The organism is Kamptonema formosum PCC 10802 (assembly GCF_000332335.1).
Taxonomy (GTDB): Bacteria; Cyanobacteriota; Cyanobacteriia; order Cyanobacteriales; family Oscillatoriaceae; genus Oscillatoria.
In genome coordinates this window covers 213,898-233,830 of sequence record NZ_KB235948.1, presented here as the reverse complement: position 1 = coordinate 233,830, position 19,933 = coordinate 213,898, and the positions used below count along the sequence as shown (strand labels likewise).

General features: G+C 54.4%; 17 protein-coding genes and 1 pseudogene. 13 read left to right on the top strand and 5 right to left on the bottom strand.

Annotated elements, in window-relative coordinates; all coding sequences use genetic code 11:
* Positions 1-472, bottom strand: a pseudogene (locus tag OSC10802_RS53910) (transposase); the annotation flags it as partial.
* A 249-nt stretch (positions 473-721) separates the two neighbouring features.
* On the opposite strand from OSC10802_RS53910, the gene OSC10802_RS48535 reads away from it, so the two are divergent.
* From OSC10802_RS48535 to OSC10802_RS0101055, 7 genes are all read left to right on the top strand, one after another.
* Positions 722-859 (top strand): hypothetical protein, encoded by a 138-nt coding sequence (locus tag OSC10802_RS48535; protein ID WP_017714934.1) that lies wholly within the window; start codon positions 722-724, stop codon positions 857-859.
* A 129-nt stretch (positions 860-988) separates the two neighbouring features.
* Entirely contained in the window at positions 989-2,431 is a 1,443-nt protein-coding gene (locus OSC10802_RS53905; RefSeq protein WP_052334285.1) for a PAS domain-containing protein, read from the top strand.
* The gene (locus OSC10802_RS53900; protein WP_071593252.1) at positions 2,397-2,798 is read left to right on the top strand and encodes a GGDEF domain-containing protein; all 402 of its coding nucleotides are present in this window, start codon (positions 2,397-2,399) and stop codon (positions 2,796-2,798) included. Before OSC10802_RS53905 ends, OSC10802_RS53900 begins: the two co-directional genes overlap by 35 nt.
* Before the next feature lie 236 nt (positions 2,799-3,034).
* Complete coding sequence (locus tag OSC10802_RS0101070; RefSeq protein ID WP_017714933.1) at positions 3,035-3,412, top strand: response regulator; 378 nt, start codon at positions 3,035-3,037, stop codon at positions 3,410-3,412.
* A complete protein-coding gene (locus OSC10802_RS0101065) occupies positions 3,409-4,017 on the top strand; it encodes a chemotaxis protein CheC (RefSeq protein ID WP_017714932.1) in 609 nt (202 codons plus the stop codon). The genes OSC10802_RS0101070 and OSC10802_RS0101065 overlap by 4 nt, the downstream gene beginning before the upstream one ends.
* Positions 4,014-5,495, top strand: a complete 1,482-nt coding sequence (locus tag OSC10802_RS0101060; RefSeq protein ID WP_232731591.1) for a sensor domain-containing diguanylate cyclase — start codon at positions 4,014-4,016, stop codon at positions 5,493-5,495. The genes OSC10802_RS0101065 and OSC10802_RS0101060 overlap by 4 nt, the downstream gene beginning before the upstream one ends.
* Positions 5,496-6,039: 544 nt before the next feature.
* Positions 6,040-7,230 (top strand): ferrochelatase, encoded by a 1,191-nt coding sequence (locus OSC10802_RS0101055; protein ID WP_017714930.1) that lies wholly within the window; start codon positions 6,040-6,042, stop codon positions 7,228-7,230.
* Between the two features lie 289 nt (positions 7,231-7,519).
* Here the strand turns inward: OSC10802_RS0101055 and OSC10802_RS0101050 are convergent, their stop codons facing one another.
* On the bottom strand, positions 7,520-8,062 hold the full coding sequence (locus OSC10802_RS0101050) for an NADPH-dependent FMN reductase (protein WP_026098061.1): 543 nt from the start codon (positions 8,060-8,062) through the stop codon (positions 7,520-7,522).
* Between the two features lie 358 nt (positions 8,063-8,420).
* Here OSC10802_RS0101050 and ftsH point away from each other — a divergent pair, with 358 nt between their 5' ends.
* Entirely contained in the window at positions 8,421-10,406 is a 1,986-nt protein-coding gene (gene ftsH, locus OSC10802_RS0101045) for an ATP-dependent zinc metalloprotease FtsH (protein ID WP_017714927.1), read from the top strand.
* Positions 10,407-11,096: 690 nt separating this feature from the next.
* On the opposite strand, the gene OSC10802_RS38160 is transcribed toward ftsH, so the two are convergent.
* A complete protein-coding gene (locus OSC10802_RS38160; RefSeq protein WP_044169920.1) occupies positions 11,097-11,720 on the bottom strand; it encodes a M23 family metallopeptidase in 624 nt (207 codons plus the stop codon).
* A 293-nt stretch (positions 11,721-12,013) separates the two neighbouring features.
* Between OSC10802_RS38160 and OSC10802_RS0101035 the strand changes: the two genes are divergently transcribed.
* The 4 genes from OSC10802_RS0101035 (at position 12,014) to OSC10802_RS0101020 (ending at position 15,137) form a co-directional block, all read left to right on the top strand.
* Positions 12,014-12,394, top strand: coding sequence for a hypothetical protein (locus tag OSC10802_RS0101035; RefSeq protein WP_017714925.1), 381 nt, complete (start codon positions 12,014-12,016; stop codon positions 12,392-12,394).
* 66 nt (positions 12,395-12,460) lie between these two features.
* On the top strand, positions 12,461-13,246 hold the full coding sequence (locus OSC10802_RS0101030; RefSeq protein WP_017714924.1) for a prolipoprotein diacylglyceryl transferase: 786 nt from the start codon (positions 12,461-12,463) through the stop codon (positions 13,244-13,246).
* A gap of 5 nt (positions 13,247-13,251) precedes the next feature.
* The gene (locus tag OSC10802_RS0101025) at positions 13,252-14,664 is read left to right on the top strand and encodes a radical SAM protein (RefSeq protein ID WP_017714923.1); all 1,413 of its coding nucleotides are present in this window, start codon (positions 13,252-13,254) and stop codon (positions 14,662-14,664) included.
* A 122-nt stretch (positions 14,665-14,786) separates the two neighbouring features.
* A complete protein-coding gene (locus tag OSC10802_RS0101020; RefSeq protein ID WP_017714922.1) occupies positions 14,787-15,137 on the top strand; it encodes a hypothetical protein in 351 nt (116 codons plus the stop codon).
* Positions 15,138-15,288: 151 nt separating this feature from the next.
* On the opposite strand, the gene OSC10802_RS0101015 is transcribed toward OSC10802_RS0101020, so the two are convergent.
* Both OSC10802_RS0101015 and OSC10802_RS0101010 read right to left on the bottom strand, forming a co-directional pair.
* On the bottom strand, positions 15,289-16,566 hold the full coding sequence (locus tag OSC10802_RS0101015; RefSeq protein ID WP_017714921.1) for a glycosyltransferase family protein: 1,278 nt from the start codon (positions 16,564-16,566) through the stop codon (positions 15,289-15,291).
* Between the two features lie 418 nt (positions 16,567-16,984).
* Positions 16,985-18,907 carry a hypothetical protein gene (locus OSC10802_RS0101010; protein WP_155967271.1) on the bottom strand — a complete coding sequence of 641 codons (1,923 nt, stop codon included), beginning with the start codon at positions 18,905-18,907 and terminating at the stop codon, positions 16,985-16,987.
* A 387-nt stretch (positions 18,908-19,294) separates the two neighbouring features.
* Here OSC10802_RS0101010 and OSC10802_RS0101005 point away from each other — a divergent pair, with 387 nt between their 5' ends.
* A complete protein-coding gene (locus OSC10802_RS0101005) occupies positions 19,295-19,777 on the top strand; it encodes an ankyrin repeat domain-containing protein (RefSeq protein ID WP_017714919.1) in 483 nt (160 codons plus the stop codon).
* Positions 19,778-19,933 lie beyond the last annotated feature (156 nt).

The following is a 19,933-nucleotide window of genomic DNA, read 5'->3' as shown; positions in this document are numbered from 1 at the left end:
TTCCTGGTTGGAGGCGCTTTCTCGGCTTGTACACTTCAAAAATTAGGGGGAAAGTTATGCCGTCGATTAATCCATAAGCAGCCACAGCCACCAGACCGTTTTCAACTTTCCCTCATTGGCCAATGTGCTGCCCGCTTACATAATCCGTCTTAGTTCCTTTTTTAGCCGGTTTCGTCAATGATTAAAATAATTTTTCGCCCCCGAAGAGCCTTTCATATTAATTCAAGTCTTCTGATTTTTAGCTGGGTAACTTTCCCAGGTGATTGAGTCAAAAATGCAAAGATAGTTCGTTCTCAAGGCCAGATATTTTGGCTATAGCGGGTAAAGTTTTGCGTTTAATGTCTGAAATCATTCCGAGGTGAAGTAGCTTAAAAGCTTCAAAGCTTCTAACTTCTGGAAAGATATCTCTGTAGGGGGCGCAATACTCATCGATAAAATTGACGGTCGGTCGGGCAGCTCGGGGCTTAACCATATGCAGCACAAGGGTTTGAACGCTCTTCTCTTATTATACTCTTTCCAGAGTGACAAAAAAGGGTTATAGCAGTAGCCACTTAGATTAGGACATTAGACCTTCAGGGGGGGCGTCCCGCCCCCCCTACGTCTATATAGCAGTAGGCATTTAGGGAAGGTACATTCCGGCCTCCCTTGCTCCCCCGCTCCCCCGCTCCCGAAGCTCCTATTGTCCTAACCAATATGACTACTGCTATACCTGCGAACCAACGTGTACTGGTTCGACTGGCAGCTCAGTCGGCAGCGCTACCGGCGCTTGCGCCTGAAGGAAATCCTGGAAGTCCCCAAAGAGGACAAGCGGCTCCAGAAGCTTGTGAGAGAGGATAGCTGGGCTGAATGGGACAAATGATAAGAATTCCTTATAGGTCAAAAACTTGAGTTGCGGCGGGCTTTTTGCCACTGTGACCGATAAGAAATTCTTATCATTCCAAACCCCATCCTAGCCCACCCACCAAGGGAAGAAAAGCCAAAAATAATAATGCTGCCGCTGGCCAGGCACTCGCCTGCCCACTGGGGACACTCACTGTATGGAATTTCCCGGCTGGACGCGCAGGGGCGTTACATTTCTGCGAACAGAGCCTATGCCAGGATGATTGGTTACGAGCCGCAAGAGATGACCGGCATGGAATGGGACAGCACCGTACACCCAGACGACCGGCAAAAAATGAGAGCCGCTTACCAAGTTATGCTGAAAACCGGCAAGGTGGAAGTTGAAGCCAGGGGGCTTCCCAAAGACGGCTCGATTTTTCACAAGCTACTTGTAATGATAACAGCCTGCGACAGCCAGAATAACTTTACAGGACATCACTGCTTTATGAAAGACATCACCCAGCGCGTGCTGGCAGAAGAGGCGCTGCGGGAGAGCCAGCGTCTCCTTCAGCGAATCGCCGATTTTACTCCCAATATTTTATATCTGTACGATATAATTGAACAGCGGAATATTTATGTTAACCGGCAAGTGTCCGCCATTCTGGGCTACACGCCAGAAGAGATTCAGGACATGGGGGCGGCTTTTTTTCAAACCGTTTCGCACCCTGACGATTGGCCAAAACTCCTCGAATATACCCAGCGATTCGACACGGCTAAAGATGGCGACATTATCGAGACGGAGTACCGGATGAAACACGCTAGCGGTGAGTGGCGCTGGCTTCACAGCCGGGATACGGTGTTCGCCAGAACTCCCGAGGGAAAGCCGCAGCAGGTTCTCGGCACTGCTGCGGACATCACCGACCGGGTGCGAGCAGAAAAAGCGCTGCAAGAGGCCAATCAGAAACTCATCCGCTGGGTGAGCGAGCTCGAAGAGCGCAACGACGAAATTACCTTGCTCAGCCACATGAGCGATATGCTGCAAAGCTGCCTGAACTCTGAGGGAGCTGCTCAAGTGATCGCACAGTTCATGCCGCTGTTATTTACCCACAATTCAGGTGGGGTATTTGCCAGCGGTAACGACCGAATCCTCGTTGAAGCTATGGCCACTTGGGGCGAAACCCTGACGGCGCAGACGCTGTTTTCAGCGGCTGAATGCATGGCGCTGCGCCATTGCCAGCCTCATCTCGTTGAAGACAGCGGCAGCGGTTTGAACTGCAAGCACCTGCACGGCGACTCATTCCCGAGTGCGTATTTCTGCATCCCGATGGTGGCGCGGGGAGAAACAATCGGGGTGCTGTATTTAAGCTTCCCAGAAAAGGGGCAATTAACAAAGGCCAAACAGCAGTTAGCGGTGACGGTGGGGCGGCAGATTTCCTTAGCGCTGGCGAATTTAAAGCTGCACGAAACGCTGCAGCAACAGAGCGTTCGCGATCCGCTCACCGGCTTATTTAACCGGCGCTACCTGGAAGAATCACGCTCAGCGCGAGGTAAGCCGAGCCCAGCGAAAGCAGCAGCCCTTGGCGGTGATTATGCTCGATGTGGACCATTTTAAACGCTTCAATGACACCTTCGGTCACGCTGCCGGCGATACAGTGCTGCGGCAAGTGGGACAGCTGTTACAAAAACATGTCCGGAGTTCCGATATTGCCTGCCGGTACGGCGGTGAGGAGTTCGCGCTGATCCTGCCGGAAACGCCCCTGGAAGTCGCCCGACAGCAAGCCGAGTTGCTGCGCCAAGCCATCAAGCAGTTGAATATCCAGCACCGCCAAATGCCTCTCGGTGCGATGACCGCCTCCTTCGGGGTGGCCATCTTCCCCGAACACGCCCTCACCGGCGCGGCTGCCATCCAGGCGGCTGACGCTGCCCTCTATCGCGCTAAGGCTCAGGGGCGCGACCGGGTCGCGATTGCGGTAGGGTAATAAGAGGAGAGATCGCTCTGACGAGCGATGGGGTCAGGAGCAGGTGCGCCAGGCTGTGCCGTCCCATACCTGGGGTGCGTTAATAGCGCACCCTGCTGCTAAAGTAAGTAAAGGTTGAGAGATTCTCTCGAAATTTCCATCTTTTTAGCCCTTAATATGGCAGGATTATCGGCTTGCCTGTATGGCTTGGCAGATCCGGCAATGTCCCGATTGTAACTCGCTAAAACCCGAAGCAAATGGCGTTAATTTTAATTGTAGATGACGCGCAGATAATGCGCATAATGGTTCGCCGCATCTTGCAAAAAGAAGGCCACGACATTCTAGAGGCGAGCAATGGACAAGAAGCGCTCCAGATGGCTCAAACTCACAATCCAGACTGCGTTTTGCTGGATCTCTTAATCCCAGATATTAACGGGATGGAAGTTCTCCAGGCTTTGAACGACCGGCACCTGAAGATTCCCACAATTTTTCTCACCGCCGACACCCAAGGCACTACCCGCCAGAAATGTTTAAATCTAGGAGCTCTTGCAGTTCTGTACAAACCCCCCAAAGCCGGTGAGTTGCAAGAGGCGGTTAAACAGGCTCTCAGTTTCAAAGACAAAGAGGGCCCATGAAACTGACACTCCCTCAACTCGATGCCTTGCGGGAAGTGGTTAACATCGGTGTGGGGCGAGCCGCTAGCGTGCTCAACGAAATGATCGGCTCCCACATCTGCTTGCAAATCCCTGCCCTGCAAATCCTCTCCCCGCAGCAGGCAAAAGAGGAACTGTACAAACGGCTCGGTGCCGACGGTCTTTCTGCGGTGAGGCTTGGCTTTAATGGCTCGCTCAGCGGGAGCGCACAGCTGGTTTTCCCCACAGACAGCGCATCTAAGCTCGTCGCGGCCATTTGCAACGAGGATCTGGGCGCAGCCGATCTCGATGAAGTCAAGATTGGTGCGCTCACCGAGGTGGGCAATATCTTCATTAGCGGCTTGATGGGTGCGATTAGCAACTTGCTGGAGCAGGATTTTAACTATTCGCTCCCCACTTATATTGAAGGAATCGTCGCGCAACTCCTGACTGACAATAACTTCGACCCCAACGCAACCATCCTGCTGGCGCAAGCCAGTTTCACGATCGAACAGCTGCAAATTGAAGGGGACATCATCGTGATTTTCAAGCTGGGTTCATTCCAGGCATTGCTGGCTGCCATTCAACAAACTTATGGGGCGGAATGATGGACGAGCTGGAACGGGTTGAAGAAAAATTTGGCATTCTCGACCGCATGCCGGTGGGAGTGTGTGTTTTTCGGGAAGATTTTATTGTTCTGTTTTGGAACAAATGCCTGGAAGACTGGACTCTCATCCCCAAAAGCAAAATTGTGGGGGCGAGCGTTGGGGATTATTTCCCTCACTTACTGAAGCCCAAGTATTCCAGTCGCCTGAAACAAATCTTTGAAGGCGGACCGCCTACCATCTTTTCTTCCCAGCTTCACAAGCACCTAATTCCCTCACGCTTGCCCAACGAACAGTTGCGCATCCAGCACACCACTGTCACCGCTGTGCGCCAGTTAACTGGCCCGGGGTTCTACGCACTTTTGGTGATTGAGGACGTCACCTACCTGACAAACCGCATCCAAGACTATAAGGCGATGCGGGATCGGGCGCTGGCAGAGATCGAGGAGCGCAAGCAGGTTCAGGAATCACTCTACCACAAAACCAATGAACTGGAACAGCGCAATTTCGAGCTCACCCAGCTGGGCCAGATGAGCGATTTACTCCAAGCTTGCCTGACGGTCAGGGAAGCCTATACTGTGATTGCGCAAGGCTTGAAATTGCTCTTCCCCAATCTCAACGGCGGACTCTTCACGCTCAGCCCCTCTAGAAAACTGGTTGAGGCGGTGGTCTCCTGGGGCGCACCCCTGACCAGCGAGAGACTTTTCACACCCAATGAATGTTGGGCGCTGCGCCGGGGACAGCTGCATTCGGTTGAGAGCGCGCAGCAGGGTTTGCTCTGCAAACATTTACACCAAAACCCGCTGCCGGCTGAATATTGCTGTGTCCCCCTGATGGCTCAGGGGGAGGCAATGGGGCTGCTGTATTTGAGTGCCTCAGCACATGGGCAATTAACAGAGGCTAAGCAACTGCTGGCTTGCACTGTCTCGGAACAGATTGCCCTGGCTCTGGCTAACTTAAAATTGCGCGAAACTTTGCACAGCCAAAGCATTCGCGACCCGCTGACGGGTTTGTTCAACCGGCGCTATCTGGAAGAAGCCCTGCAGCGCGAGGTGTACCGAGCCTCTCGCGGGCAGAAAACTGTGGGAATCATCATGCTCGATGTGGATTACTTCAAGCAGTTTAACGACACGTTTGGCCATGATGCCGGGGATGAGGTGTTGCGGGCGCTGAGTCTATTTTTGCAAAAACAGGTTCGCCAGTCAGATATTGTCTGTCGCTACGGTGGGGAGGAGTTCCTGCTGATTTTGCCCGATGCGTCCTTGGAGATTGCCCAGCAGCGAGCCCAGCAAATTCGCACCGGCGTCAAATGCCTGAATATCCAGTACCGCTCTCAGTCTCTTGGGCCGGTGACGCTCTCGATCGGGGTGGCCATTTTCCCTGACCACGGTCTCACCGGCGCGGCGGCGATCCAAGCGGCTGACGCTGCGCTGTACCGCGCTAAACACGAAGGTCGGGATCGAGTCGTCACATTCTCCTGAACCGGGGCCGGGCGAAATCTCTAAATTGCATTAAATTTGCGATCCCCATTGCGATGGATTTTATAGCAGTATGCACTTAGGTTATAACCTTAGACCTTCAGGGGGGCGGGACGCCTGCCCTACGTCTATATAGCAGTAAGCATTTAGGAAACGTACATTCCGGCCTCCCTTGCTCCTCCGCTCCCCAAGCTTCTATTGTTCTAATCAATATGACTGCTGCTATATCTTGTCTTTAAAGCTTGACAATAAAAGTTTTTGGCCGCAATACCGGATGCTTTCAATTTCAAAAACCAGCAAATTAAAAGCATAATTTGTCTTTCTCGCACGAGACGGGGGTTTATCGCGCCCGCACCGGCAAACGGTGGAGAATTTTCTGCCTTCTTTTTCTTCGTTATTCTTTCTTAACGCTTGCCAGCCCCTATCCCCCCCCCTGGGTTGCTACTCTAGAGAAACGGACGCCTTGCGCTGGGGGCATCCCCACACACCGCAACGACATGCCCCAGCGCTATTGGCCCCTCACACCCATGCAATGGAGGAACCTGACGTGGTAGCCACCCCGGAAAAACTGCAAGACCATCTCCCCCTTTTAGATGCCGGCAGCAACCGTGTTGCTGTCTTGCTGATGGGATATGGCGAAGTCGAAAGCTACGAAGACTTCGCCAACTATAACGAACAGGCTTTAAATCTGCTCACGGCTAAGTTTGCGCCGGTTCCCACCTGGATCTACCCCCCCCTAGCCCGCCTGCTGGCGATTTTTGACCGGCACGAGTGGGGGCACACCCATCACGATTTCATCTCCCCCCACAATGCCATTTTTGAAAAGCAGCGCGCCGGCATCGAACACGAGCTGCAGCACCGCTGGGGCGAGTCTGTGCGGGTGTTCAAAGCATTTAACTTCTGCGCCCCCTTCCTCCCCAAACAAGTTCTCGCCGAAATCAAATCCCAAGGTTTCGACAAGCTGCTGATTTACCCCCTGTTGGTGGTGGATTCCATCTTCACCAGCGGTATCGCCGTCGAGCAGGTGAACAAAGCCCTCGCCGAAATGTCTGCCGGTTCGGAACACTGGGTTAAGGGAATGCGCTACATCCCTTCTTTTTATAACCAGCCGGCTTATATCGATTTGATGGCTAAGCAGGTCGAGGAGGCGATCTCCTCTAAACTTGCGGATAAATACCTGCCGTCCCAAATCGGCATCGTGCTGATGAACCACGGCTGCCCCCACAAGGCCAAAGGCTTCACCTCTGGGATTGACGAAAGTCAGGCGCTCTACGAACTGGTGCGGGAGCGCCTCATCCACCGCTACCCGCTGATTTCTGTGGGCTGGCTCAATCACGACACGCCTCTGATTGAGTGGACTCAACCCAGTGCGGAGCAAGCGGCGAGCAACCTGGCTGACTTGGGCGCTCAAGCTGTGGTGATGATGCCGATTGGCTTTGCGACGGAAAATCACGAAACCCTGCTGGATGTGGAGCATATCATTCACGCTTTGCAGCGCCGGCGTCCTGATGTGACTTACCTGCAGATGCCTTGCGTCAACGAGCGTCCCGATTTTCTCCAGATGGCGGCTGAGTGGGCTGTGCCGCATATCGAAGCGCTCTTATCACAAGAAGCGGTATCTGTCAAGGTTCAAACGGCTCTGCCGGCGGCTCACTCTCACGACCATCACAACGGGCACGGCCACCACCACCATCACGACGGCCACGGCCACCATCACGACGGGCACCACCACCACTAGCCGTTTCTCGTTCCCGGGCGGAAGGAGGCGGAGCCTCCCTTTGGGCGTTCCCAGGCTGTAGGGGCGCGAAAGAGTGCCATCGGTGTCAACTTAAGCGCCAGGCGATTGGAAATCGCGGCTGCACAAACCAAGTCCGCCTGCGCGGACTTAAGAGAAGAGCTAAAATCTTAAAACCCGCGTAGGCGGGTTTTGTCTGTATAGCTGCGGTTTCAACCGCCCAGAACTAGGAACAGCTTAAGTTGACACCAATGGCCACCCACGGAGACCGCCCCGGAACGAGGGGGAAGCGTTACAAGCCTCGGATTTTGCGCGTGCTGTCCACCAAACTCTGGGCGAATTGGTCGAAGCGCTGCGACAGTTTCTCATCCAAAATCTTGCCCTCAGGGCCAAATGCCTGCCACGCCTGCCCGACGCCGATTTGTTCGGGAATCACCCAGGCGTGCACCCACCGCAGAATAACCCGCAGGTCGTTGAGGGCGTTGCTGTTGGGCTGTCCGCCTAAAACGCTGATCAAACCGGCAACTTTCCCGCTCAGATGGTCAAAACTCATCAAGTCCAGGGCGTTTTTCAGGACGCCGCTGACGCTGCCGTGGTATTCTGGTGTGGCCAATATCAGTCCGTCGGCTTCTCTGACCGCTGCGCGCAACCGCTCGACATCAGGACAGTCCGGATATTCCTTGTCGCCGGTGCAAAACGGCAATCTCATTTCTCGCAAATCCAGTATTTCCACCTCCGCACCGAGCGCTTCCACCCGCCGCGCCGCTTGGCGCAATGCCAGCTGGCTGTAGGAGCCAGACCGCAAACTTCCCGCCATTCCGACTATCTTTACCATAAAATCGATTCTCCTGCAAGAGTTGAGTGCGAGGGCAATGCTTAAATTTTTGTTAAAAACCGAAGTCATTCCGACTGTATTTAATCTAGCTTAAGAAAGGATGCCCTGTCAAGGAAAGAAGGGCCAGAAACCGGGTTTCTAGAAGAAACCCGGTTTCTGCGCGCTCAGGGATCTGGGCTGGCGAGAAAGAAAAACCGGCAGCTTTTGGCAGCCGGGCGGGCGGGCCACGACCGCGCTGGGCTAGAATCGGGAAAGCTAGACTGGGTTTGGAAAGGTTCTCAACTCCTGCCGGTGGGGAATTGGCCCACAAGCTGAGGCGCAGGAATTGGACAAGACAGCAGGCAGAAGGCAAGGGGAAATGAAAGGTTTGTGGATGAAAGCACTGATGGGGCAGGACAGGGAATCTGAGGCCAATCAGGGGAGGCGCGCTCCTCTGGAAACTCTGGAGCGGCGCTCAAAAAGGCGCTCGAAACAGGCACTGTGCCTGGGCTATCTCGCAGCGGGCTGGCTGGTGCTGCAGGGGCTGCTGCTGCCGGTGCCGGCACTGGGAGCGCCAGAGCGCAAAAGCATGAGCTACAGTGAGTTGCTCCAGAAAATAGATGCCGGTGAAGTCTACAAGGTTGAGATTGACCCAGCGCAACAGGTGGCCAGAGTCAAGTTAAAAGAGTCCGCTCAAACCGAGTACGAGGTGTCTCTGTTTGACAAATACCCAGAGCTGTACCGAGCCATCGGTCAAAAAAACCGAGGGGGGGAAGAGGACGTTAAACTGGACATCCAGCCGACGGCTGACCGCAGCGCTGCCGTGGGGCTGGTGGCGAATTTGCTGCTGATTGTGCTGCTGATTGGGGGGCTGACGATGATCTTGCGCCGGTCCAGCCAGGCGGGCAGCCAAGCGATGAACTTTGGCAAATCGCGCGCCCGCTTCCAGATGGAAGCCAAAACCGGCGTCCTGTTCAGCGATGTGGCCGGCATTGAAGAGGCCAAAGAAGAGCTGCAGGAAGTCGTCACCTTCTTGAAAAAGCCGGAACGCTTCACAGCGGTTGGAGCCAAGATTCCCAAGGGGGTGCTGCTGGTGGGCCCGCCGGGAACCGGCAAGACCCTGCTGGCCAAAGCGATTGCCGGTGAGGCCGGCGTGCCCTTTTTCAGCATCTCGGGGTCGGAATTCGTGGAGATGTTCGTGGGCGTGGGAGCCTCGCGGGTGCGGGACCTGTTCAAAAAGGCGAAAGAGAACGCCCCCTGCATTGTGTTCATCGACGAGATTGACGCCGTGGGGAGGCAGCGGGGTGTTGGGATTGGCGGCGGGAACGACGAGCGAGAGCAGACGCTCAACCAGCTGCTCACGGAGATGGACGGCTTTGAGGGCAACACCGGCATCATTATTATTGCCGCCACCAACCGCCCCGACGTGCTCGACTCCGCCTTGCTGCGCCCGGGGCGGTTCGACCGGCAGGTAACGGTGGACCTGCCCGGTTACAACGGGCGGCTGGGGATTTTGCAGGTGCACGCCCGCAACAAGAAGCTGTCGCCAGAAGTCTCCCTGGAGGCGATAGCGCGGCGGACTCCCGGATTTTCCGGGGCGGATTTGGCCAACCTGCTCAACGAAGCGGCGATTTTGACGGCGCGCCGGCGCAAAGAAGCGATTGGCCCGCTGGAAATTGACGACGCCATCGACCGGGTGACGGTGGGGCTGACGCTGACGCCACTGCTGGACAGCAAGAAAAAGCGGCTGATTGCCTACCACGAGGTGGGGCACGCGCTGCTGATGACGGTGCTGAAAAATTCTGACCCCCTGAATAAAGTTAGCATTATTCCCCGTTCCGGAGGGATCGGCGGCTTTGCCCAGCAGGTGTTTAATGAAGAGATGGTGGATAGCGGCCTGTACAGCCGGGCTTGGCTGAGAGACAGGATTACCATTGCCTTGGGCGGCAGGGCTGCAGAGGAAGAGGTGTTTGGCCACGACGAGGTGACGGTGGGTGCCAGCAACGACATCCAAGTGGTGGCGAATTTGGCGCGGGAGATGGTGACGCGCTACGGCATGTCTGAGTTGGGGCCGGTGGCGCTCGAAAGCGGCAGCAATGAAACCTATTTGAGTCGGGACTGGACGCCTCGCTCTGAGGTTTCCGAACAGGTGGCTGCCAAAATCGACCACCAAGTTCGGGCGCTGGCGGTTGAGTGCTACCAGCAAGCTCGCCGGACCGTCAGCGAAAACCGCGTCCTGATCGACCGGCTTGTGGAGCTGCTCCTCGACCGGGAAACCATTGAGGGCGAACAGTTCCGGCAAATTGTCGCCGAGTACAGCCACCTGCCCGAACGCCAGACCGCATCCAGCGTCTCGCGGGACTGACGAGCTGCCGGCCCGGGCTTGCCGGTGCGATCCAGTGAAACCAGGTTTCTGAGCGCGAAACCTGGTTTCTTGGTGTTCCCAATATGGGTTTTTTTCAGGGACGCTAATCCGGTTTTTTCCCCAGATTTTTTACAGGAGACAAGCCAGAAGCAGACACTTTTTTTCTAACAACCTTTATAGCATTATGCACTTAGGTTAGTACATGGGCATCATCGCATCACGCATGCAGGCAAAAGCTGGTAGGGGCGGGTTTACTAACATCTGGTAAAACCCAGAGACATCTTGGGTGAACCCGCCCCTACTTGCCCCATGCGCGATGACCCATGCGCATGAGCCCCATACGCCATGCCATGAATGTCCTAACCAATAGGACTGCTGCTATAACGGTCGCTAACAAATACAGGAGCTGAGAGAGTCTCTCAACCCGGGCGCGTGTCAACTTTTTGCCCGCAGTCAAATCCCGCGAGCAGAATTTTGAGTTCAGTCCAGATCCCGTTACCACTCTATAAAGTCAAGAAACGGCCATCTAAACGCAGACCAGTCGGCACACAATCATGGTTTTCAGATGAAGGTGGCTCCCAATTTTAAGGCAGCCGCCCGCCTTTGGTTTTCGGGCTAGTGCCGGCTGCTAATAGCAAAGTATAGCATAGCTTGGCAAGTGGAACGCAAATCGGTCAGTGCCGGCGGCCCTCAGTTTTGCTGTGTGTCAAGCCGCCTGGAGAGGGCGGCAGTTTGTTCGCCGTACATCGCTCGCAGGACGGTGCCCGGGTCGATCCAGTTTTCGGCGTACCTCAGGCCCCAGTGCAGGTGAGGGCCACTGGTGCGGCCACTCATGCCAACGCGACCAATCCGGACGCCGGCGCTCAGCTGCTGGCCATGCCAAACCAGAATCCCACCCTCACGGTCAATCAGATAATTGCGGCCATTGGCCTGCCCGACTTGCCCTTCCATGTGGCAGTAGACGTGCTCCCATTTCCCGGACTGTATCACCAAGCCGGTGCCGCACCGGTCATCGTCAATCACTTCCACCACCTCACCTGACCACCAGTTGCGGATGTAACTCCCCTGGGGAGCCGCAATGTCCAGGCCGTAGTGAAACTCCCCGTACCCTCGCGGGCCATAGGGAGAGCTGTATTCTTGAAAGTTTTCCACGGGAAAGGAAGCCGCTAGCCAGCTTCCGGTAGCCGTCTGGGCGCTCTCGCTGCCTTGGGCTTTCACTGCGCTGGGATGATATCCCAAGGCGACAAGCGCGATTAGACTTGCCCCCGCTAGCAATAGAAGACGTTCCAGACGCCCAAACCTATTTAGCTTCATTTTTGACACTCCTCAACCGCCAGATGACTTTGAAAGTCAATATTATACTCCATCTTTGCACTCTGTCAAGCCTGAGGGAAAGCGGTGAAGCGATTTTCCAGCTTCTGATGCAGTCTTGAAAGCTAGCAATGGATTACTGGCTCAATCAAACCGTTCCGGAAAATCATCTTGCCCACGATCAGTTATAAACCTTTTAGACTCAAACCGCCTTAAGTTTGGGTTAAAATTCCACAAAGGCTAGAATCCAGCTAAGAAGTGTTACTCCCCCTAAGCTCTCAACGGCTCTAAAACCCATGCTGACTGAACTGTTTCCTTTTGAGTTCGCTCCCGACGCCACGGCGATCGCCGGCACTGGTCTGTGGTCGCTGTCGCTGTATTTAGGCTTCTCCCCGGTGGGTGAGTGGGTGACCGAGCGTCTGACAAGCTGGTTTAACTTCGCGGAGCGCTCCCTGTACACCTCCGCGCAGGAGTTTGAGCGCACTCGCCGGGGTCGCGAAGCCCAAAACTCCTTCTTTGCTTCCCTGCTCAGCATCGTCCCGTTTTTCATTATAGGCGCTGTGTGCAACTATGGCGTCGAACTCGGTTTGGGTCGCAGTTGGGCGATCAGTGTTGGTATCATTGCTTGTATCGGCTGCGGTGTCTATGAGTTGGGCCGTCGGGATGGCCAGTCTTAGGCTCTCTGATTTGAGATTGACAATTGCTTGAGAAACCCGCTCTTACCACTTGACAATTTGCTCGCTATGTTCCCCGTTTATCTGTGGGTCGGACACTGGCGGATTCACCCGCACATTTTCTTTGAGGCTCTGGCTTACGCCATTTCCCTTCGGTTACTCCTGCGAAACGTTCGCAAAGATACCATTTCCCCCAGTCAGCGCAGTTCTGTAATCGCTGGCGGGATGGTGGGGGCGCTCGCCGGTGCCAAGGTGCTCGTTTTGCTGCAGCACGCGCCAGAACTCGGGCAAAATTGGCAGCAATTATTTTGGCTCCTGGTTCAGGGAAAAACCGTCGTGGGTGCCCTTCTGGGGGGACTCGCTGGCGTCGAACTGACAAAAAAATTTATCGGCGTCCGCCGTTCAACCGGCGACGCTTTTGTGTATCCTTTAATTGCCGGTACTGCTGTGGGGCGGATTGGCTGTTTCTTAACCGGCTTGAGCGACCGCACTTTCGGGATTCCCACCTCCTTACCTTGGGGAGTCGATTTCGGGGATGGCACTCACCGGCACCCAACCCAGCTGTATGAAATTGCCTTTTTACTGGGGTTGCTGCTCTTTTTGCGCGTCCGCAGCCGCAGCCGCCGGCAAGAGGGGGATTTATTTAAGTTTTACATGCTCGCTTACTTGGGATTTCGGTTTATAATTGATTTCATCAAACCTGATTTGCGCCCGGTTCTGGGGCTGAGTGCGATTCAGGTGGCTTGCGCGCTGGGTGTTTTGTATTATAGCAGGAGCGTTGTGGAGATGTTTAGGTTTGAACCGCCAAGACGCCAAGAGCGCCAAGAGGGCGAAGAGCGTTCTGAGAGGGGTTAATTGATATGCCGGTACGCGACTATCTGTTTTACTCGTTAACCAACAGTGTCTGCTCGAAGTGCTTGACGAAAGTAGAGGCGAAAATTATCTTTCGAGATGAGTGCGTCTACCTGGTCAAGCACTGTCCGAGCCACGGGCATCAGGAGGTGCTGATTGCGGATGATATTGAGTATTATAAGAAATCTCTGGAATTTGTCAAGCCCGGAGATATGCCGCTGCGATTCAACACGCCGATTAAATATAGCTGTCCTTACGACTGCGGGCTTTGTCCGGATCACGAACAGCACAGCTGTCTGACTCTGATAGAATTGACAGACAGGTGCAATCTCTCCTGTCCGATTTGCTATGCGGATTCGGGGGTGGAGGAAATTTCCGCCAGTGGGGGAGTGCGCCGGCGTCACCGCAGTTTGCAGGAAATTGAACGGATGCTGGATGCGGTGGTGGCGAATGAGGGAGAGCCACAAATTGTGCAGCTGAGCGGTGGGGAGCCGACGATTCATCCGGAATTTTTTCAGGTTGTGGAGCTGGTGAAAAGCAAGCCGGTGAAGCACTTGATGATTAATACCAATGGGGTGAGAATTGCCAAGGACAGGTCTTTTTGCGAGCGCCTCAGTCAGTACATGCCTGGGATTGAGGTTTACCTACAATTTGACAGTTTTGAAGCGCGGGCGCTCTTGGAATTGCGGGGGGCGGATTTGCGTGAGGTGCGGGAGAGAGCGATAGCTCACCTGAATGATTTCCAGATATCCACAACGCTGGTTGTCACCCTCAAAAAAGGGCTGAATGACGGGGAGATTGGCAAAATTATTGAGTGGGCGCTGCAGCAGAAATGCGTGCGGGGCGTTACGTTTCAGCCGGTGCAGGCGGCGGGGCGTTTGGAGGACTTTGACCCCAAGCGCGACAGGTACACGCTGACAGAAGTCCGCCGAGCTATTTTGCAGCAGAGTCCCTATTTTAAGCCAGAAGATATTATACCAGTTCCCTGCCATCCCGACTGTCTGGCGATGGCATACGCACTGAAGCTGAATGGAAAAGTGATGCCCCTGACTGGTTTAATTAATCCAGAGGCTTTTGTGGAGATGATGCCGAATAGCGTGCTTTACGAGCAAAATGAAGAGCTGAAGCGGAAACTATTCGAGCTATTCTCAACGAGCCATTCACCGCAGTCTTCGGCGACTTCACTGAAACAGCTGCTCTGCTGTTTGCCGGCGGTGCCGGTGCCGAACGGAATTACCTATGAAAATGTGTTTCGGGTGATGATTGTGCAGTTTCTCGACCCCTATAATTTTGATGTCCGCTCTGTGAAGCGCTCTTGCATTCACATCGCACACCCGGACGGGCGGATTATTCCGTTTGATACCTATAATATGTTTTACCGGGAGGGGAGTGCTGGGTATCACTTGGTGGCGAACATGTAGCGCAGGCGTCTCGCCTGTGCCCAAAAAATATGGTTGGGACAGGCAAGATGCCTGTCCGACAGGAGAGGGATGTACAAAAATGGGATATCCCCACCCTACAAACTGCGAATAAAGGAAAAATTATGTCACAAAGAAATGAAGCGATTCAGATTGGATTGGGGATGCTGCTGCTTTTCGGACTGCATGTGGCAGCCATTGCAATAGGCGCAACAGCATCGGGAATATTATCTTCTGTAGCAGCTGGACTGCCAAGCGGATCTCTTTTAAGTGGAATTTTACAGAATTTGATGGCTATCCTGTTATTCGCTTTTTTGGGAATTGGATTAACTCAAGCTATCTATGCTGTGCCGGCAATTGTTGTGCTGCGGCGGCGGCAGCAATGGGGATTGATGAAAGGGGTGATTATTGGTGCGGTTATCACCGCTTTACTGAATGGGGGTTGCTGGTTGCTGTTCGCCTCAAATTTCAAGTAGGGGACGTTCTTAAGGCTGCCTGCTGGAATGATAACTATGCCGGGATAATTAAGTAATATGAAAAGTAGGGTGCTTTTCCCTTGGTAAAGCCCCCTACAAACTACCGCAATTCAGTTACCAATGCCCAAGGCGATGATGCCCCATGCCCAACTTATTGCACAATCTCTTCGCACACTATTTTAGCTAGCTTTTGCGACGCCCCGGGTTCGCCGCGCACAGCGCGAAGGCGCGAGCGCATTTCCTCCAGCTTTTCCGGATTGTTCAGAAAATCGAGAACCATCTGCGCCACATCTGCCGGCTGCAATTCACCCACCAATTCCGGCACAATCTCCTGTTTCGCCCAGATATTTGGCCAAGCAAACAGACGTCCCTGCCGGATAACTACGGAATTAATCGCACCGGCAAACAAAGATCCCACCCCAGGCAAATTCGCCAGCAGCCCCGGGATGCCATCCCAAGCTCGCATGGCATCCCGCTGCTGCATGGGAATCAAGACAATCATCGGCACGGCGAGAGAGCCCAATTCAGCTGTGTTAGCACCGACAGTTGTCAGGCAAAGCCGGCACTGGGAGAGCAAATCGTATGCCGGTGTCTGAGTCCAGAGTACCACTTCCAATCCTGCCGGTGTTACCAATTTTGCATTTTGGACTGGCGATTTTGGGTTAAAGTCAGTTGCGGGCGGTATCACCAGTTCCGCAGAACCCCATCCCAGCTTTTGAATCAGGGGATTGTGCTGCGGGTTGGCAAAGCGGGCTAATATCGCCAGATCCAAGGTGGGCGCGACAGGAATCACAAAGTGGGTTTGGGGTTTTGCGGCGCGGACTTTTTCCGCTATCGCCAAGCAAAACGGCACACCTTGGGCTAGTTTTGCCGGCTTTGAGCCGGGGAGCAACCCAATCAGTTCCCCATCCAGTTGGAGAGGCGGTGAATTGCCGGCGTCGAGAGCCACATCTGCCATCAAATCCCCGACAACCGTAAATTTGCCGGCATATTTTTGCCGGCAATTGCAGACAATTTCCGGTTTCATCACGGCAAAGCGGTCAATCCAGCGGTGCCAGCGAGCTTCCCACTCGGCATAGACAACGGTGCGGTAGCCGAGCCGGTGCCCAATTACAGCGGGGAAAACTTGATCGCCGCCGAGAAAAACCACCGCCCCCCTGTCGCGCCAGTCCCAATTTTCCGCTGTCTTGCCCGACAGCAAAAATGGCCAGAAATGCTGCGGTTCCTGAACCCGGTCTACTTCTGGGTATGAACCGGCAATAGCTGCTTCTTTGCCGGTAGCGTGGGGGCAGGGCGACAGTACCACAGAAATGCGCACCTCTGAGCGGTCAAAACCCAGCTGCCGGCGCAACTCCCGCACCACCGGCCTCACCCAAGTGGCCACTTCTCCTGGCCCATTCGAGAGGATTAAAATATCAACTGCTCCCACCGGCAACTCTCCTGCTGCTCTGTTGAAATTACAATTTTAGAGCACTTCACTCGTTCCGGGGCTCTGACTTGAAAAGGTTCGCAGTTGGGCTTTAGCCCAATCAGCGGAGTTTGTAGTTGGGCTTTAGCCCAATCCCCAGGGTTTGTAGTTGGGCTTTAGCCCAATCCCCAGGGTTTGTAGTTGGGCTTTAGCCCAATCGGCGGAGTTTGTAGTTGGGCTTTAGCCCAATCAGCGGGCCTCGTAAGAGCGCATAATTTTCACCGGTGGCGGTGTGCGCAGTTCATCTTCCTGGGAATGAGAAAACGAACGAGAAAACGAGAAATCTCTGTACAGATCCTCGGAACGAGAACTGCGGTGGGCGCGCGGTTGAGCGCACCCACCCTACAACGGGGCGTTGGGGGTGAGGGTTTTCACCGCTTTAGAATTGAAAGGGAAATAGCAGGCCAAACCCTAATGCTATATCATTATCGGCGCGCACTCTCAGGTTGTGAAAAGGTGTCGAGCCGGCACGATTAGTCAGGTACAGCTCAATTTGTGGCCCGGGGGTTCCTGGTGCCGGCTCCGCACCCAGGAATTCCGAGGCATTCCAGCGCAATCCCAAACTCCAGGGAATAGCGGTTTCGCGGTCGCTGCCAATCAGGGCGTTCCCCTTCCCGCTCAAGTTCAAACCCGCCTCCGCAATCAAATTCAGATTTGGCGACAGGGGATAGGAGGCTCCGACGTTAAAGCCGGCAATTTCCAGTCCATTCCGCTGCACGTATGCCAGCGTAGGGGTCAGCCAAATCGCTTTTCCACTGGGATACTGGTAGTGCACCGGCACAGAAAGTGTTACAATCAAACACTCCCCGTCATTGCCGGTTATCCCGCCGTCTTCCGAACAAATTTCGTTCTTCAAGGCAAACCCGCGCTTGTCCAAATCTCGATTTTTCAACTCGTCGGGATTCTCACTGAGCAGATTGAGCAGGACGTTATTTGAGCGGGAGACTGTTCCCAAAGCGCTTAAGGTCAATGGATCGCCATCGGCTTGATTTAAAAACCGAATCTTGACACTCAATCCTAATTCTGACTCGTCTGTAATGCCGGAAATCGCGTCTAGAAAAAGACCGACTTCAAAGTCATCCAGCAGTCCGTACTGAATGGCTGCGAGCAGTCCTTGGCTGCCGGCTTGCAAAGTGGCCAGCACTTGTTGGTTTGGCAGGGTGCCGCCATCAAAAAAAGCAAACCCAGCTGGGGTAAAAGGAGGCGGCTGCTGGCGAGGGTAAAAGCTTTGAGGGTATGGTTGGTTGGCGCGGGTGAAGGCGGGTATAAATGCCAGCCCGAAACCGAGGGAAATGAACTCGCGATCGGCGACAGCAGACATAGCGCCGGTGTTTCCCAGGGCGTTTGAAAGGAATAAATCTGCAGCCAGCCGGGGATTGACAAGATACCGCAAGCCGGCATTAAAGGCAATAGTGCGAGCCGGCAGACCTGTCTCTCGGTTGATGGTGTTGTTGCCGGTAAAGGGGACAAACGCATCACCCCAGAGTAATAGCCTGGGGTTAATGGTGTAACTGACTCCGCCGGCAAAACCCAAGGTCGTGCCAAAAGAACCGGGGTCATCTACCGGAGGCCGGCGGAAGTACAGGGCGTTATCTTCTGGCAAGAACGCTACCTTAGGAGACAAGGTAAACTGCCAGCGGTTACCGACTATAACAGTATAAGGCAACTCCAGGGAAATGACAAGCTCCTGCTTATTGTCTCCCTCGGAGAGGGCGCGCCCCCTAGAGGTGTAAAAACGGTAAGAGCGCACTCCTCGCGAGATGGCAAATACACCGCTCAGCGCCTGCGTGCCCTCTCGGTTCTCCCAAATTCGCTGCTTCGCCTGCAGGGTTAATTCTTGAAAGAAGTTGCCACTGCCATCGGCGGTTGTTCTTCGAGCTCGGAATTCTCCTTGGTCGCCGGGACCGGAGTTGTCAGCCGTCTGCGCATCTAGGGTAATTTCCAGGTTGTCTGTTACCCCCCAGCTAATTCCCACAGTGGGCTGGCCGGTAAGGCCGACATCTGCTGCTGTGCCGGAGGGAAAGGACTGCCGGTAGCGCAGCGCTGACACAACCTCCCCTCCCTGCAGGTGATGGGCTGTGGTTAGGACTGTGGGGCGGTTCCTCAACATATCTCCTCGCAGCACCGGCGCGGGGGTTTCTTCAGGGGGAGCCTCAGATATTGGCGGTGAAGTTTCTTTAAACGTCTGTTTCTTTTCCCACTGCAACCTGTTTGGCGCTGGGGTCACGGCCCTTGCCGAAGTTTCTGGCCAAGCAGCTGTGCCGGCAGCCTGAATTTTAGCCGGTACGCCATGTTTTTTCAAGTGCTGACTTAGGATTTTTGTTTCTGCAAAGGCAGGGAGCCCCAATCCTAGCCAGATAAAAATGAGACATGAAACAAGGTGATTTAAGGCGAGCATCTAAATGTGATATGATAAAAAAAATTCGAGCTAGGGCTGTTCAGCCTGACTCGCTCTAGCTGTTAAAATAGCAGTGCGAACACAGCACCGGCTACCTTTTGGGGTTAAGGAACCGGGTTTCTACTGAAATGCTGGCCGGCAATTGCGGCCCAACTGCGGCCCTTGGCCGGCGACAGGTGGGTTTGGGCTAAAGCCCAACTGCGAACTTTTGGGCTAAAGCCCAACTACGAACCTGACCTCAGAGATATGATGGGTATTCAACCTGACGTGAGATCACAAAGGTGTGCGGCGATGACAGATTTAATACACGCAGTGAAAAGCGGTGACGCCCCTGCAGTGGAAGCAATGATTGCCCAAGGGGCGGATGTGAGCGCCAAAGACGCTGAGGGCTCGAATGCCTTAATCGCGGCTGCTGAGGCCGGCAACCTCGGCATCGTCAAGCAGCTGCTGGCTGCCGGTGCGGATGTCAATGCCCCCGATGCCGATGGCTGGACTGCCCTGATGGGGGCTGCCGGTGCTGGCCACCTGGACATTGTGTGCGCCCTGCTCGATGCCGGTGCGGATGTCAGCGCAAAAACCAATTTTGGCTTAACCCCTCTGATGACTGCCGCTGCCGGTGGCCACATTCCAGTTGTGCGAGCCTTGCTAGACAGCGGGGCAGACCTGAAGGCCAAGGACAGCAACACTTGGACAGCACTGGTTTGGGCGTCCAATGAAGGGCACAAAGATGTTGTTGAATTGCTCAAACAGGCTCGCGACCGGCAATCGCAGTGAGGCTGCAACTATACCACATTTTGAGGGGTTTGAGTTATTTCTTAACAAAATCTCAACCAGCAGGGCGAGTTTTTGCCAAATTGTGTCAGATAAAGGCCAAAACCTTTCTCTGGTGGCGGTTTTATGGTAAAAACACTCATAAGCCACTTTTTAAGT

Excerpts from the sequence above, each read along its gene's own strand:
- OSC10802_RS53905 (WP_052334285.1), top strand. The coding sequence starts at position 989 with ATGCTGCCGCTGGCCAGGCACTCGCCTGCCCACTGGGGACACTCACTG.
- OSC10802_RS0101070 (WP_017714933.1), top strand. The coding sequence starts at position 3,035 with ATGGCGTTAATTTTAATTGTAGATGACGCGCAGATAATGCGCATAATG.
- OSC10802_RS0101065 (WP_017714932.1), top strand. The coding sequence starts at position 3,409 with ATGAAACTGACACTCCCTCAACTCGATGCCTTGCGGGAAGTGGTTAAC.
- OSC10802_RS0101060 (WP_232731591.1), top strand. The coding sequence starts at position 4,014 with ATGATGGACGAGCTGGAACGGGTTGAAGAAAAATTTGGCATTCTCGAC.
- OSC10802_RS0101050 (WP_026098061.1), bottom strand. The coding sequence starts at position 8,062 with ATGGTAAAGATAGTCGGAATGGCGGGAAGTTTGCGGTCTGGCTCCTAC.
- ftsH (WP_017714927.1), top strand. The coding sequence starts at position 8,421 with ATGAAAGGTTTGTGGATGAAAGCACTGATGGGGCAGGACAGGGAATCT.
- OSC10802_RS38160 (WP_044169920.1), bottom strand. The coding sequence starts at position 11,720 with ATGAAGCTAAATAGGTTTGGGCGTCTGGAACGTCTTCTATTGCTAGCG.
- OSC10802_RS0101035 (WP_017714925.1), top strand. The coding sequence starts at position 12,014 with ATGCTGACTGAACTGTTTCCTTTTGAGTTCGCTCCCGACGCCACGGCG.
- OSC10802_RS0101030 (WP_017714924.1), top strand. The coding sequence starts at position 12,461 with ATGTTCCCCGTTTATCTGTGGGTCGGACACTGGCGGATTCACCCGCAC.
- OSC10802_RS0101025 (WP_017714923.1), top strand. The coding sequence starts at position 13,252 with ATGCCGGTACGCGACTATCTGTTTTACTCGTTAACCAACAGTGTCTGC.
- OSC10802_RS0101020 (WP_017714922.1), top strand. The coding sequence starts at position 14,787 with ATGTCACAAAGAAATGAAGCGATTCAGATTGGATTGGGGATGCTGCTG.
- OSC10802_RS0101005 (WP_017714919.1), top strand. The coding sequence starts at position 19,295 with ATGACAGATTTAATACACGCAGTGAAAAGCGGTGACGCCCCTGCAGTG.